This is a genomic window from Thioalbus denitrificans (assembly GCF_003337735.1).
Taxonomy (GTDB): Bacteria; Pseudomonadota; Gammaproteobacteria; order DSM-26407; family DSM-26407; genus Thioalbus; species Thioalbus denitrificans.
On record NZ_QPJY01000002.1, the window covers coordinates 517,307 to 530,653 of the forward strand.

Consider the following 13,347-nt stretch of genomic DNA (forward strand, 5'->3'; position numbering starts at 1 on the left):
ATACACCTGCACCCGGTTCGTTCATCGGTTCCTGGGCGACCCGGAAAAAATCTGCGTAAATCAGCGTAATCTGCGGTTAACCCGTCTTTGCCTTTCTTCGTGTCCTTCGTGCCTTCGTGGTGAATCGTTTCTCTCAGGGGCTGGGCGGTTGACCCGTGGCGGTCGTTCCGCTAGATTCATCTCCATGAACATTCAGCAGACCCGACTCCTTCCGAGCCCGCTTCGCCAGTCCCTCCTGCCGGGCCTGGGTCTGCTGCTGCGCCTCGCGCGCACATAACCTCGACACACACATCCCCGTAGTACCGACCAGCCGCCCACCGCACCCGCGGGGCGACGGCCTGTTGCCATCCTCGCCAGAGGTGTTCCGTTCATGCACATGATTGAAGCCAACTCGCTGCGTCTGCGACTGCGCACCGGTTGCCGGGCCATGGATCCGTGGCAGCCCGGCAGCCGTCCTTCCGCCATCCGCAACCCGCGCCAGTCGAAACCGGACCCACGAGGAACACGACGATGTTGAAACGACCCGAACAGAAGTACCGCGCCTTCGCCCCGATCCCCCTTGCCGACCGCACCTGGCCCGACCGGGTCATCACCGCGCCACCGGTGTGGATGAGCACCGACCTGCGTGACGGCAACCAGGCGCTGTTCGAGCCCATGGATCCCGAGCGCAAGCTGCGCATGTTCCGGATGCTCACCGAAATCGGCTTCAAGGAGATCGAGGTGGCCTTTCCCTCCGCCTCCCAGACCGATTTCGATTTCGTGCGCCGCCTCATCGAGGAGGACCACATTCCGGAGGATGTCACCATCGAGGTGCTCACCCAGTCCCGCGAGCATCTCATCCGCCGCACCTTCGAGTCCCTCGCCGGCGCCCGGCGGGCCATCGTGCATCTCTACAACGCCACCGCGCCGACCTTCCGCCGCACCGTGTTCAACATGTCGAAGGAGGAGGTGCTGGCGCTCGCCGTGAGCGGGACCCACCTCATCCGGGAGCTGGCGGAGGCCCGTCCCGAGACCGAGTGGGTGCTCCAGTACAGCCCCGAGACCTTCAGCGCCACCGAGCTCGACTATGCCCTCGAGGTGTGCGACGCCGTCTCCGCCGCGTGGGAGCCCACGCCGGAGCGGAAGATGATCTTCAACCTCCCGGCCACGGTGGAGATGGCCACACCCAACATCTTCGCCGACCAGGTGGAGTGGATGCACCGGCGCCTCGCCCGGCGCGATGCCATCGTGCTCAGCGTCCACCCCCACAATGACCGCGGCACCGCCGTGGCGGCATCCGAACTGGCCCTGATGGCCGGCGCCGACCGGGTGGAAGGCTGCCTGTTCGGCAACGGCGAACGTACCGGCAACGTGGACATCGTGACCCTGGCGCTCAACCTCTACAGCCAGGGCGTCCATCCCGGTCTCGATCTCTCCGACGTCAGCCGCGTGGCGCGCACCGTGGAGGACTGCACCCAGCTCCCCATCCACCCGCGCCATCCCTACGTGGGCGACCTGGTCTTCACCGCCTTCTCCGGCTCCCACCAGGATGCCATCCGCAAGGGCATGGCGGTGCAGAGGGCCGGGGAGCACTGGGAGGTGCCCTACCTGCCGGTGGACCCCCACGACCTGGGCCGCACCTACGACTCCATCATCCGCGTCAACAGCCAGTCGGGTAAGGGCGGCGTGGCCTACCTGCTCGAGCACAGCTACGGCCTCGCGCTGCCGCGCCGGCTGCAGGTGGAGTTCAGCGGCGCGGTGCAGCGGCTCACCGACGCCACCGGGCACGAGGTGAGCGCCGGGGACATCTGGCGCTGCTTCGAGGCCGAGTATCTCGCCGCCGACGATCCGCTCACCTTCGTGGGGCATCACCTGAGTGAGCACGGCGACCAGCAGGGTATCGCGCTGGACATTCGCATCGACGGCCGGGAGATGACCCTGCACGGTGTGGGCAACGGCCCCATCGACGCCGCCGTGCATGCCCTGGGCGCCGAGGTGAAGGTGCTGAGCTATGCCGAGCACGCCCTCTCCCAGGGCTCCGACGCGAGCGCCGTGGCCATCGTGGAGCTGTCCGCCGAGGGGCTGCCCGGCTCCATCCACGGGGTCGGGATGCACGCCAACATCGTCACCGCGTCCCTGCGGGCGCTGGTGTCGGGCATCAACCGGGCCCATGCCCGGATCGCCGGGCCGGATCGCCGGCGCCTGGTGCCCGTGGACCCGCACATGCCGGAACGGGATCAGGCCGCGGCTGCCAGGTAGTCGTCCGACACGTGCCCGGCCCGGGCGGCCGGGCACGTGTTTCGGTCCCGCTCTGCGGCTATGATGGCCGGACAACCACACCGTCAATCCCGGCTGACCCCCAGCGGAGGCACCCCATGCCCGTCGACCTGGCCTTCGAGTTCCCCCAGCAGTCCGGTCTGGTCTACCTGAACCACGCGGCGGTGGCGCCCTGGCCGCGCCGCACCTACGAGGCGGTGCGCGACTTCGCCGCCGAGAACATGAGCCAGGGTGCGCGCGACTACCCCGAATGGATGCGGGTGGAGGCCCGTCTGCGCGAGGAGCTGCGCACGCTCATCAATGCCGGGTCCGCCGCCGACATCGCCCTGCTGAAGAACACCTCCGAGGGCCTCTCCCTGGTGGCCCACGGACTGGAGTGGCGACCCGGCGACAACGTGGTCACCAGCGACCAGGAGTTTCCTTCCAACCGCATCCCCTGGCAGTCCCTCTCCCGCCGCGGCGTCACCCTGCGCGAGGCCGACCTCCATGCCGGCCCGAGCCCCGAGGAGGCCCTGCTGGCCCTCGTGGACGAACGCACCCGCCTGCTCACCATCAGCTCGGTTCAGTATGCCAGCGGACTGCGGCTCGACCTGGAGCGCCTCGGCGCCGCCTGCCGGGAGCGCGGCGTGCTCTTCTGCGTGGATGCCATCCAGAGCGTCGGCGCACTGGTCACCGACGTGCAGGCCATCCAGGCGGACTTCCTGGTGGCGGATGGACACAAGTGGATGCTGGGACCGGAAGGGGTGGCCCTGTTCTGGTGCCGGCCGGAGCTGCGCGAGCGGCTGACCCTGCACGAGTACGGCTGGCACATGGTGGCCCACCCCGGCGACTACACGCGCCACGACTGGGACATCGCGGCGGACGCCCGCCGCTTCGAGTGCGGCAGCCCCAACATGCTGGGCATCCACGCCCTGGCCGCCAGCGTCTCGCTGCTGCTGGATCACGGCATGGAAAGCGTGGAGCGGGAGCTGCTCGCCAACAGCTGCTACCTGGCCGAACGGATCCAGGCCATGGACCGCTACCGGCTCCTCACCGGCATCTCGCCCAAGTGCCGCTCCGGCATCCTCACCTTCGCGCCGGTGGACGGCGACCCGGCGCAGCTGCACCGCCACCTCATGGACCAGGGGGTCATCTGCGCCCAGCGCGGCGGCGGCGTGCGCTTCTCCCCCCACTTCTACACCCCCCGCCCCGTCCTTGACCGCGCCCTCGAACTGCTCGCGGAGTATTGAGACTTTCTCACCACTGAAAAAACTTTCACCACGAAGACACGAAGGACACGAAGGACACGAAGGACACGAAGAAAGGCAAAGACAGGTTAACCGCAGATTACGCTGATTTACGCAGATTTTTTTCGGGTAACTTTGGAACCGATGAACGAACCGGGTGCAGGTGTATCCGTCCTATCTGGAGCCGGGCGGATCCCGCGACCGGGCAACCATCCGGGGCCGTAGCCGACATGGAATCCAATCTGCGTAATCTGTGTAATCTGCGGATAGTTTTTCTTTCTGTTCTTTCTTCGTGTCCTTCGTGCCTTCGTGGTGAATATTCTTGTTCTTGTGCTGAATAGAGGCAGTGCTCAGTCGGGCACCGGCAGGCCGGCGGCGCGGCGCTTGGCGGCGGCGGCGGGGAACAGGGTGTAGAAGTTGCGGGTGGTCTGCTCGGTCAGCGCCTCGACGCTCATCCCCTGCAGATCGGCCACGCAGGCGGCGACGTGGGCCACGAAGGCGGGCTGGTTGGGCTTGCCGCGGTGGGGCACCGGGGCCAGGTAGGGGGCGTCGGTCTCCACCAGGATCCGGTCGCGGGGGACGCGGCGGGCCACCTCGCGCAGCGCCTCGGCGCTGCGGAAGGTGACGATGCCGGAGAACGAGATGTAGAAGCCGATGTCCAGCGCCCGGCGGGCGGTGTCCCAGTCCTCCACGAAGCAGTGCATGACCCCGCCCGCCGTCCCGGCGTCCTCCTCCTCCAGGATGCGCAGGGTGTCCTCGCGCGCATCGCGGGTGTGGATGATGAGCGGCTTGCCCGCCTCGCGGGCGGCGCGGATGTGGGTGCGGAAGCGGTCCTGCTGCCAGCCCAGATCGCCCTCGCTGCGGAAGTAGTCGAGGCCGGTCTCGCCGATGGCCACCACCTCCGGATCGGCGGCATGGCGCACCAGTGCCGCCACCGTGGGCTCCTCGCCCCCGTCATGGTTCGGGTGCACGCCCACCGAGGCGGAGACCATGGGATGGCTCCGGGCCAGCTCCAGCACCGTGCCCCGCTCCTCCAGGCTGAGGCAGACACAGAGGACGTGGCCGATGCCGGCCGAACGGGCGGCCTCCAGCACCGCGTCCATGCGCCCGTCGAAAGGCGCCAGGTCGATGAGATCCAGGTGGCAATGGGAATCCACAAGGTGCATTGGTTCGTATCCGTAAGTCAGGCAGGGGGCCGGGACGACAGGGCGCAGTCCGGTACCGCCGCGGAGGGCGCGACCGGCATCGGCCGGGTGACGGCGCTACATGGTATAGGTGGGGCGTTCGGACTGCAGTGCGCCGGCCAGGTAGGTTTCGATCTTGTTGCGGGCGATGCTGCCGTCCTGCTCGTTGAACTGCACGCCGATACCGGCGGCCCGGTTGCCCTGGGCGCCGCTGGGCGTGATCCAGACGATGCGGCCCACCACCGGAATCTTCTCCACCTCGTCCATGAGGTTGAGGAGCATGAACACCTCGTCGCCCAGCCGGTAGCGCTTCTTGGTGGGGATGAACAGACCGCCGTTTTTCACGAACGGCATGTAGGCGGCATACAGCGCCGCCTTGTCCTTGATGGACAGGGACAGGATGCCGTGATGGGCGCTGCGCCCCTCGCCTTGGCCTTGCATCGGTCTCAGCCCCGCTCGTCTGTTCAGCGCCGGTCGGTGCCGGCGGAAAGATGGGTCCAGTCGATGAGCAGGTCCTCGATCACCAGCTGCGGATTCAGGTTGGCCTGACCCGACACCTGGCGCCGGTAGGTCTCCACCGACTCCAGCAGCCGCTGGATTTCGAGCACCGCCGCACGCCCCACCCAACGCTGCATCACCGCCACCTGATCGCGGTTCATGATATGGCGGTCCGTTGCGGAAAGCTTCAACCGAATCATATCCATAAGCGCCAGCGATAGCCAGTGCAGGGCTTCCGGCAGGCCGGGTCCGCCGTGCCAGCGCGCGGCCACCGCCACCGGCTCGTCGCGTCCCGACCACAGGGCGTCGAGGTCGGCGAACAACCGGCTGCGCTGTTCCAGGCGCTCCCCATCGGCCATCGCCGCGGCCGCCAGCGGCGCCCCGCCGGCGAGGTCGAGCAGCAGGCCTGGCTCCGCCGCGCCGGTCTCCTCGCGCAGCCAGGCCAGCGCCTGCTCCCGGGCCGGGAGGCGGAACTCGATCCGCTGGCAGCGGCTGCGGATGGTGGCCGGAAGAGCGGCGGGCCGATCGCTCACCAGCAGCAATACGGCACCGCCGGAGGGCTCCTCCAGGGTTTTCAGCAGGCTGTTGGCCGCGCCCATGGTCATGGCGTCGGCCGGGTCGATGAGCGACACCCTGTGGCCCCGGTACTGGGCGGTCAGGGAGAGGAACTCATTGTGGGCGCGCACCTGCTCGATCTTGATGGCCCGGCCGCCCTCCTCCGGGACCAGGCGCAGGAAGTCGGGATGGCTGCCGCCGGCGAACAGGCGGCAACCCCCGCACTGTCCGCATGCGCTCCCGTCCGGGTGCGGCTCGCGGCACAGCAGCGCGGCGGCGAGGGCCTCGGCAAAGCGCCGCTTGCCCAACCCGGCCGGACCGCTGAGGAGCAACGCGTGGGGCAGGCGCTCGCGGCGGCGGCGCCCGACGAGGTTGCTCCAGTTTTCCTGCGTCCAGGGGGGCGGCCTGGCGGCGTTGCCCCCGGGACTGGCCTGCGTCTGCCGTTCGCCGTCTGCCATGGGCCTCAGTCCCCCGTCGCCTGATCCGCAATCCAGCGCTCCAGCACCTGGCCCAGCTCCTGCTGGACCTGCGCCAGCCCGGGGCTCGTGTCGACCACCCGGTAGCGTTCCGGCACGGCGGCCGCGCGTGCGAGGTAGGTCGCCCGCACCCGGTCGAAGAACGCCCGCGCCTCCTGTTCGAACCGGTCCGGCGCGCTGCGGTTGCCGGCCCGGGCCAGCCCCACCTCGGCCGGAGCGTCCAGGATCACCACCAGGTCCGGCCGCAGCGCCCCCTGGACCCAGTTCTCCAGCGCGGTTATACGCTCGGCGGGCACCCCGCGCCCGCCCCCCTGGTAGGCATAGGTGGCATCGGTGAAGCGATCGCACAGGACCCAGGTGCCCGCCTCGAGGGCCGGCCGGATCACCCGGGCCAGGTGCTGGGCGCGGGCCGCGAACATGAGCAGCAGCTCGGCATCGCTGGCCACCGGCTCCTCCCGCGGCGTCAGCAGCAGGTTGCGGACGTCCTCGGCCAGCGGGGTTCCACCCGGTTCCCGGGTCTGCAGCACGGCGTGGCCTGCGGCCTCGATGCGGGCGCGGATGAAAGCCAGGTTGGTGGTCTTGCCGACGCCCTCGATACCTTCGACGGTGATGAAACGTCCGCGGCTCATCGATTCGGCTCTCCGTTCTCCTGCGCCTGCCGTCCCCGGCGCAGCTGGTAGCGGGCCACGGCGCGGTTGTGTTCGGCCAGCGAGGCCGAGAAGGCGTGGCTGCCGTCGCCGCGGGCGACGAAGTAGAGGTCCTTGCCCGGCGCCGGGTGCAGGGCGGCACGGATCGCCTCCAGGCCGGGCATGGCGATGGGGCTCGGCGGCAGTCCCGGGCGGGTGTAGGTGTTGTAGGGCCCGTCCTCCTGCAGGTGGGTGCGGCGCAGGTTGCCGTCGAACGCCTGGCCCAGGCCGTAGATCACCGTCGGGTCGGTCTGCAGCAGCATGCCCCGCTGCAGCCGGCGCACGAAAACCCCGGCGATGGCCGGCCGCTCCTCGGGCACGCCGGTCTCCTTCTCGACGATGGAGGCCATGATCAGCGCCTCGTAGGGACTTTCGTAGGGCAGCCCCTCGTCGCGCCCGGCCCACTCCCGCTCCAGGTGCCGGGCCATGGTGCGATAGGCCCGCTCGAGGAACGCCACGTCGGTCATCCCCTTGTGGTAGCGGTAGGTGTCCGGGAAGAAGCGGCCCTCCGGGTGTTCGCCGGGATGGCCGATGCGCGCCATCACCCCTTCGGGATCGGTGTCGGCCAGGGTATGGCGGAGGAACTCCGCCCGGCCGACCGCCTCCAGGACCTGGCGGAAATTCCAGCCCTCCACGAGGGTCAGGGAATACTCGATGACATCGCCCGCGGCGATGCGGGCCAGCAGCTGACGGGGTGTGGTGCCGGGAACGATGGCGTACTCGCCTGCCTTCAGCTGTCGATCGACGCCTTCGTAGCGGGCCAGGAACACCAGGTAGAGAGGATGCTGAATCGCCCCCGCTCGGGCCAGGTCACGAGCCAGCCCCTGGACGTTGCCGCCGGGCGGCAGTTCCACCCGCAGGCCCTCGGCAGGGAGTGCCAGTGGGCGGTCGCGGAAATCGAGCCAGGCGCCCACAAGCCAGGCGCCGGCTCCGCCGGCAACCGTGACCGCCAGGAGCAGGCCGATAAGGAGAAATCGCTTCACGTCACCGCCTGCCGGTTGCAGCCCCCGCCACGGCGGGGGCTTTCGCTAATCAGGTTTGCGGAAGATCAGGGTTCCGTTGGTGCCGCCGAAACCGAAGGAGTTCGACAGCGCCACGTCGATCTTCATCTCCCGGGCGGTGTGGGCAACGTAGTCCAGGTCGCATTCCGCATCGGGGTTGTCGAGGTTGATGGTCGGCGGAGAGACCTGGTCGCGGATGGCGAGGATGGAGAAGATGGCCTCCACCGCCCCGGCCGCGCCGAGCAGGTGTCCGGTCATCGACTTCGTGGAGTTCACCACCAGCTTGCGGGCGTGTTCACCGAAGGTGGTCTTCACCGCCCGGGTCTCGGCCACATCGCCGGCCGGGGTGGAGGTCCCATGGGCGTTGACATAGTGCACCGCGTCGGGGTTCATCCCGGCATCGCGCAGGGCATTGGCCATGCAGGTGGCGGCACCCTCGCCCTCCGCCGGCGGCAGGGTCATGTGGTAGGCATCGCCGCTCATGCCGAAGCCCACCAGTTCGGCATAGATGGTGGCGCCGCGGCGCTTGGCGTGCTCGTACTCCTCCAGCACCACCACGCCGCCGCCGTCGCTGAGCACGAAGCCGTCGCGGTCGCGATCCCACGGGCGGCTGGCCTGCTCCGGGGCATCGTTGCGGGTGGAGAGCGCCCGGGCGGAGCCGAAGCCGCCGAGCCCCAGTGGTGAGGTGGCCATCTCCGCGCCGCCCGCGATCATCACGTCGGCATCACCGTAGGCGATGATGCGCCCGGCCTCGCCGATGTTGTGGGTACCGGTGGTGCAGGCGGTGACGATGGCGATGTTCGGCCCCTTGAACCCGTACATGATGGACAGGTTGCCGGAGATCATGTTGATGATGGCGCTGGGCACGAAGAACGGCGAGATGCGGCGCGGGCCGCTCTTCATGTAGGTTTCGTGATTGCGCTCGATGGCCGGCAGACCGCCGATGCCCGAACCGATGGCCACGCCGATGCGGTGGGCGTTCTCCTCGGTCACCTCGAGCCCGGAGTCACGGACCGCCTGGACGCCGGCCGCAATGCCGTAATGGATGAACGCATCCATCTTCTTGGCTTCCTTCGGCGGCAGGTACTCCTCAACATTGAAGTTCCTGATCGAACCCCCGAAACGGGTGCTGAAAGCCGAGGTGTCGAAGTGCTCGATGGGGCCGATGCCACTCTTGCCGGCGAGCGCATTCTCCCAGGACTCCGCGACACTGAGACCAAGGGGAGAGACCATGCCGAGGCCGGTGACAACAACACGCTTCCTAGCCAAAGGTAAACCCTCTATGCCGATGGCGGCCCGGAAGCCGCATTCTGGATGGTCCGCCTGGACAGCGGCCGGACGAACCGCCCGCGTGACGAATAAGGCTGATGGACGGGCACAAACAGAGAAAGGCCGCCGACCGCTATGGCCGGCGGCCCATTCCAGCGCGCTGCTTCACTCTGAAAGTGCCTCCCGGAGTGAAGCAGCGCGCCAGCTGCATCCCGACTCAGCTATGAGCTTCGATGTAGTCGATAGCCTGCTGGACAGTGGTGATCTTCTCGGCCTCCTCATCGGGGATTTCGCACTCGAACTCCTCCTCGAGAGCCATGACCAGCTCAACAGTGTCCAGCGAATCAGCACCCAGGTCGTCGACGAACGAGGCCTCGCGGGTGACCTCCTCTTCCTTCACCCCCAGCTGCTCGACCACGATCTTCTTGACGCGCTCTTCAATAGTGCTCATGACAGGATTGTCCTCCTAAACGCACAGGATGCAGCTCGATAACTGCGGTTGGTAGTTTATAAAAACGCCGATAAGTTGCAAGGCGATTTGCCCGTCCATCCTGGATTGATGCCCGCTTCCCGGGGTGTCCCAAGCACCTGGCCCGGCAGACCGGCTGCTCGCCTATTTTGTTGATTTCTGGTTGTTTTGCTCTCAACCCATGTACATCCCGCCATTCACATGGAGGGTCTCGCCGGTGATATAGCCGGCACCCGGAGATGCCAGGAATGCCACCGCGGAGGCGATCTCCCCGGGCTGTCCCAGGCGGGCGAGCGGTATCTGGCCCAGCAGGGCGGTGCGCTGATCATCGGGCAGCGCGCGGGTCATGTCGGTGTCGATGAAGCCGGGCGCAACGGTGTTCACGGTCACGTTCCGGCTTCCCACCTCGCGGGCCAGCGCCCGGGTGAAGCCCATCACGCCGGCCTTGGCGGCGGCGTAGTTGGTCTGCCCGGCGTTGCCCATGGCTCCCACCACCGAGGCGATGCTGATGATGCGGCCCCAGCGCGCCTTCATCATGCCGCGCAGGCAGGCCTTGCTCATGCGGTAGACCGAGGTGAGGTTGGTGTTCAGAATTGCCTCCCACTCCTCGTCCTTCATGCGCATGAGAAGGTTGTCGCGGGTGATTCCGGCGTTGTTGACCAGGATGTCGGGGGTGCCCGGTTCCTTGCCCAGGGCCTCGAGCAGGGCGCTGACCGAACCGGCGTCGGAGACATCCAGCGTCATTCCGCGCCCCTCGACGCCCTGCTCCGCCAGGGCCGCGGTGATGGCCTCGGCGCCCCGGTCGGAGGTGGCCGTACCGACGACCATCGCGCCCTGCCGTCCCAGCTCCAGGGCAATGGCCTGTCCGATCCCGCGGCTGGCGCCGGTGACCAGAGCGATTTTTCCTTCCAGCATCGTCATGGTTGAGTTCCCGGTTGGTGGCGTGCCGCCGGCGCGGGGCGTTGCCCGCCGCCCTGCGGCCCGGTAGCGGGGTTCAGAATCTGACCAGCGCCGAACCCCAGGTGAATCCGCCGCCGAAGGCCTCCAGCAGCACCACATCGCCCGCCTTGATGCGGCCGTCGCGCACTGCCTCGTCCAGCGCCAGGGGCACCGAGGCGCCGGAGGTGTTGCCCTGGTCCTCGATGGTCACCACCACCCGCTCCATGGGCATGCGCAGCTTCCTGGCGGTGGCCTGGATGATGCGGATGTTGGCCTGGTGCGGAACCAGCCAGTCCACGTCGGCGCGGGTCATGCCGTTCGCCTCGAGGGTCTCGTCGACGATCCGGCCCAGCGTGTTGACGGCCACCTTGAACACTTCGCTGCCGAACATGCGCATGTGCGGCTTGCGCCCGTCGGCCTCCTGCCCCTCCAGCGGGTTCGGCACGTAGAGCAGATCCTTGTAGCTGCCGTCGGCGTGGATGTGGGTGGAGAGGACGCCCGGCTCCTCCGAGGCCCCCAGCAGCACGGCGCCGGCGCCGTCGCCGAAGATGATGCAGGTGCCGCGGTCGGTCCAGTCGAGGATGCGGGAATTCGCCTCGCTGCCGATCACCAGCGCGGTAGCGGCCGCTCCGGTGCGGATGAACTGGTCGGCGATGCTGAGCCCGTAGGCGAAACCGGCGCAGGCGGCCTGCACGTCGAAGGCCGGGCAGCCGTTCCTGATGCCGAGCCGCTGCTGCACCAGGCAGGCGGTGCTGGGGAAGATGCGGTCGGGGGAGCTGGTGGCCACGATGATGAGCCCCACATCCTCCGGCGTCTTGCCGGCCGCCTCAAGCGCCCGCCGGGCGGCGATCTCGGCCATGCTGGAGGCGGTCTCGTCGGCTCCGGCCACATGGCGGCGGCGGATGCCGGTGCGCTCCACGATCCACTGGTCGGTGGTATCCACCAGCTTCTCCAGGTCCGCGTTGGTCCGGACCTGTTCCGGCAGGTAGCCGCCGGTGCCGATTATCCGTGAGTATTTCAAACCGCCCGCCTTTCCAGTAGCAGTGAACTGAGTTGATGGCTGATGCGTTCCGGAACGTTCTTCTGCGCCTCGCGCCGGGCCACCTGGATGGCGTTGGCGAAGGACAGCTCATCGGCGCTGCCATGGCTCTTCACCACGATGCCCTGCAGCCCCACCAGGCTGGCGCCGTTGTAGCGGCGCGGATCGACCCGGTGGCGGAATGCCCGCAGCACCGGCAGGGCCAGCAGGCCGGCAATCCGGGTCAGCCAGTTCCGGGTAAACTCCTGGCGCATGAAGTGGCTGATCATCCTGGCCACCCCCTCGCTGGTCTTCAGGGCCACGTTGCCGACAAAGCCGTCGCAGACCACCACGTCCGCGCTGCCCTTGTAGATATCGTCCCCCTCCACGTAGCCGATGTAGTTGACGGCATCGGATCGGGACAGCAGCGTGGCGGCCTCCTTGACCTGCTCGTTGCCCTTGATGGCCTCCTCACCGATGTTGAGCAGGCCCACCCGCGGCCGGGCATTGCCGTCCACCGCCGCCACCAGCACCGAGCCCATGACCGCGAACTGGAACAGGTGCTCGGCGCTGCAGTCGACGTTGGCCCCCAGGTCCAGCACATGGGTATGTCCCGTGATGGTGGGCAGGGCGGTGATGATGGCCGGCCTGTCCACACCCGGCAGGGTCTTGAGGACATAACGGGCCGTCGCCATCAGGGCGCCGGTGTTGCCCGCGCTGACACAGGCGCCGGCCTCCCCCTGCTTGACCAGGTTGATGGCCACGCGCATGGAGGAGTCCTTCTTGTTGCGCAGCGCCTGGGCCGGCGGCTCGTCCATCTCCACCTTCTGCGAGGCGTGATGAACCCGCAGGCGATCGTCTCCGAGACGCCCGCACGACTTGAGCTCGCGCTCGAGAACCTCGCGATCACCCACCAGGATGATGCGCAGTTCCGGTTCCCTGTCCAGCTGCTTCAGCGCAGCCGGAACCACCACGGATGGCCCGTGGTCGCCACCCATGGCGTCCAGGGCGATCGTCGTGGGGCTCAACGCTTACTCGGCCTTGCCGGTATCGATCTTGCGGCCACGGTAGTAGCCATCGGGGCTCACGTGGTGGCGCAGATGGGTCTCGCCGCTGGTGGGCTCGATGGACAGAGCCTTGCTGGTCAGGGCGTCGTGGGCGCGGCGCATGCCACGCTTGGAACGGGTCTTTCGATTCTGCTGAACGGCCATTACCGGGTCACTCCCGAAAAATATCAGTCACGGTCTTTCTTCAGTGCCGCCAGAACGCTGAACGGATTCTCCCGCTCCGGCGCGGCACCGGGCTCAACTTCTTCCTCTGTCTCGTGCGGCTCGCCGGCGGCGGGGCACGCATCGAGTTCATGCATGGGCGCAAACGGCAGCGCCAGCAGCAGTTCATCCTCGACGAGGGTGGCCAGGTCAAGGGGCTCACCGGTGGCCACGAGGGGATCGCGATCGCCGTGCAGCGACCGCGCCGCCTCGTCGCTGGGGACTATCTCCAGCTCGACCGGCTGCTCCAGCTCAAGCTCCATGGGCTGAAGGCAGCGCTGGCAGATGAGCGACACCCGGGCCCGCAGCCTGCCGCGCACGTAGCGCAACCGGCCCTCTCCGGTGCCGAACTCCAGCACGACATCCACCACACCCGCGTCGTCCGTCAGACAGCCGCACAGCCGGGTGAGGTCCGCCAGCGGCAGATCGCCCTCCACCCGCGTACCGGCTCGCGCCAGCGCGACAGGGTCGATCAGCTTCGGCAGCGGCCCACGCAACATAA

Annotated in this window: 14 protein-coding genes; 2 read left to right on the top strand and 12 right to left on the bottom strand. The window is 68.1% G+C overall.

Features of this window, described 5'->3' with window-relative positions:
- Nucleotides 1–510 precede the first annotated feature (510 nt).
- Both leuA and DFQ59_RS06960 read left to right on the top strand, forming a co-directional pair.
- The gene (leuA, locus tag DFQ59_RS06955; protein WP_114278946.1) at nucleotides 511–2,238 is read left to right on the top strand and encodes a 2-isopropylmalate synthase; all 1,728 of its coding nucleotides are present in this window, start codon (nucleotides 511–513) and stop codon (nucleotides 2,236–2,238) included.
- Nucleotides 2,239–2,354: 116 nt separating this feature from the next.
- The gene (locus tag DFQ59_RS06960; protein WP_114278947.1) at nucleotides 2,355–3,485 is read left to right on the top strand and encodes an aminotransferase class V-fold PLP-dependent enzyme; all 1,131 of its coding nucleotides are present in this window, start codon (nucleotides 2,355–2,357) and stop codon (nucleotides 3,483–3,485) included.
- 347 nt (nucleotides 3,486–3,832) lie between these two features.
- On the opposite strand, the gene DFQ59_RS06965 is transcribed toward DFQ59_RS06960, so the two are convergent.
- From DFQ59_RS06965 to DFQ59_RS07020, 12 genes are all read right to left on the bottom strand, one after another.
- The gene (locus tag DFQ59_RS06965) at nucleotides 3,833–4,648 is read right to left on the bottom strand and encodes a TatD family hydrolase (RefSeq protein WP_114278948.1); all 816 of its coding nucleotides are present in this window, start codon (nucleotides 4,646–4,648) and stop codon (nucleotides 3,833–3,835) included.
- A 96-nt stretch (nucleotides 4,649–4,744) separates the two neighbouring features.
- A complete protein-coding gene (locus tag DFQ59_RS06970; RefSeq protein ID WP_114278949.1) occupies nucleotides 4,745–5,107 on the bottom strand; it encodes a PilZ domain-containing protein in 363 nt (120 codons plus the stop codon).
- Nucleotides 5,108–5,130: 23 nt separating this feature from the next.
- The gene (locus DFQ59_RS06975) at nucleotides 5,131–6,177 is read right to left on the bottom strand and encodes a DNA polymerase III subunit delta' (protein WP_114278950.1); all 1,047 of its coding nucleotides are present in this window, start codon (nucleotides 6,175–6,177) and stop codon (nucleotides 5,131–5,133) included.
- Between the two features lie 5 nt (nucleotides 6,178–6,182).
- Nucleotides 6,183–6,824: a dTMP kinase gene (gene tmk, locus DFQ59_RS06980; protein ID WP_114278951.1), complete on the bottom strand. Its 642-nt coding sequence runs from the start codon at nucleotides 6,822–6,824 to the stop codon at nucleotides 6,183–6,185.
- The gene (gene mltG, locus DFQ59_RS06985; protein ID WP_114278952.1) at nucleotides 6,821–7,864 is read right to left on the bottom strand and encodes an endolytic transglycosylase MltG; all 1,044 of its coding nucleotides are present in this window, start codon (nucleotides 7,862–7,864) and stop codon (nucleotides 6,821–6,823) included. The genes tmk and mltG overlap by 4 nt, the downstream gene beginning before the upstream one ends.
- 45 nt (nucleotides 7,865–7,909) lie before the next feature.
- On the bottom strand, nucleotides 7,910–9,151 hold the full coding sequence (gene fabF / locus DFQ59_RS06990) for a beta-ketoacyl-ACP synthase II (protein ID WP_114278953.1): 1,242 nt from the start codon (nucleotides 9,149–9,151) through the stop codon (nucleotides 7,910–7,912).
- 217 nt (nucleotides 9,152–9,368) lie between these two features.
- Nucleotides 9,369–9,602 (bottom strand): acyl carrier protein, encoded by a 234-nt coding sequence (gene acpP / locus DFQ59_RS06995; protein ID WP_114278954.1) that lies wholly within the window; start codon nucleotides 9,600–9,602, stop codon nucleotides 9,369–9,371.
- Nucleotides 9,603–9,794: 192 nt separating this feature from the next.
- Nucleotides 9,795–10,535, bottom strand: coding sequence for a 3-oxoacyl-ACP reductase FabG (gene fabG, locus DFQ59_RS07000; protein WP_114279213.1), 741 nt, complete (start codon nucleotides 10,533–10,535; stop codon nucleotides 9,795–9,797).
- A gap of 79 nt (nucleotides 10,536–10,614) precedes the next feature.
- On the bottom strand, nucleotides 10,615–11,580 hold the full coding sequence (locus DFQ59_RS07005; protein WP_114278955.1) for a beta-ketoacyl-ACP synthase III: 966 nt from the start codon (nucleotides 11,578–11,580) through the stop codon (nucleotides 10,615–10,617).
- Nucleotides 11,577–12,605, bottom strand: a complete 1,029-nt coding sequence (gene plsX / locus DFQ59_RS07010) for a phosphate acyltransferase PlsX (RefSeq protein ID WP_114278956.1) — start codon at nucleotides 12,603–12,605, stop codon at nucleotides 11,577–11,579. Before plsX ends, DFQ59_RS07005 begins: the two co-directional genes overlap by 4 nt.
- A gap of 3 nt (nucleotides 12,606–12,608) precedes the next feature.
- On the bottom strand, nucleotides 12,609–12,788 hold the full coding sequence (gene rpmF, locus DFQ59_RS07015) for a 50S ribosomal protein L32 (RefSeq protein WP_114278957.1): 180 nt from the start codon (nucleotides 12,786–12,788) through the stop codon (nucleotides 12,609–12,611).
- Nucleotides 12,789–12,811: 23 nt separating this feature from the next.
- A complete protein-coding gene (locus tag DFQ59_RS07020; protein ID WP_170142070.1) occupies nucleotides 12,812–13,282 on the bottom strand; it encodes a YceD family protein in 471 nt (156 codons plus the stop codon).
- Nucleotides 13,283–13,347: the final 65 nt, after the last annotated feature.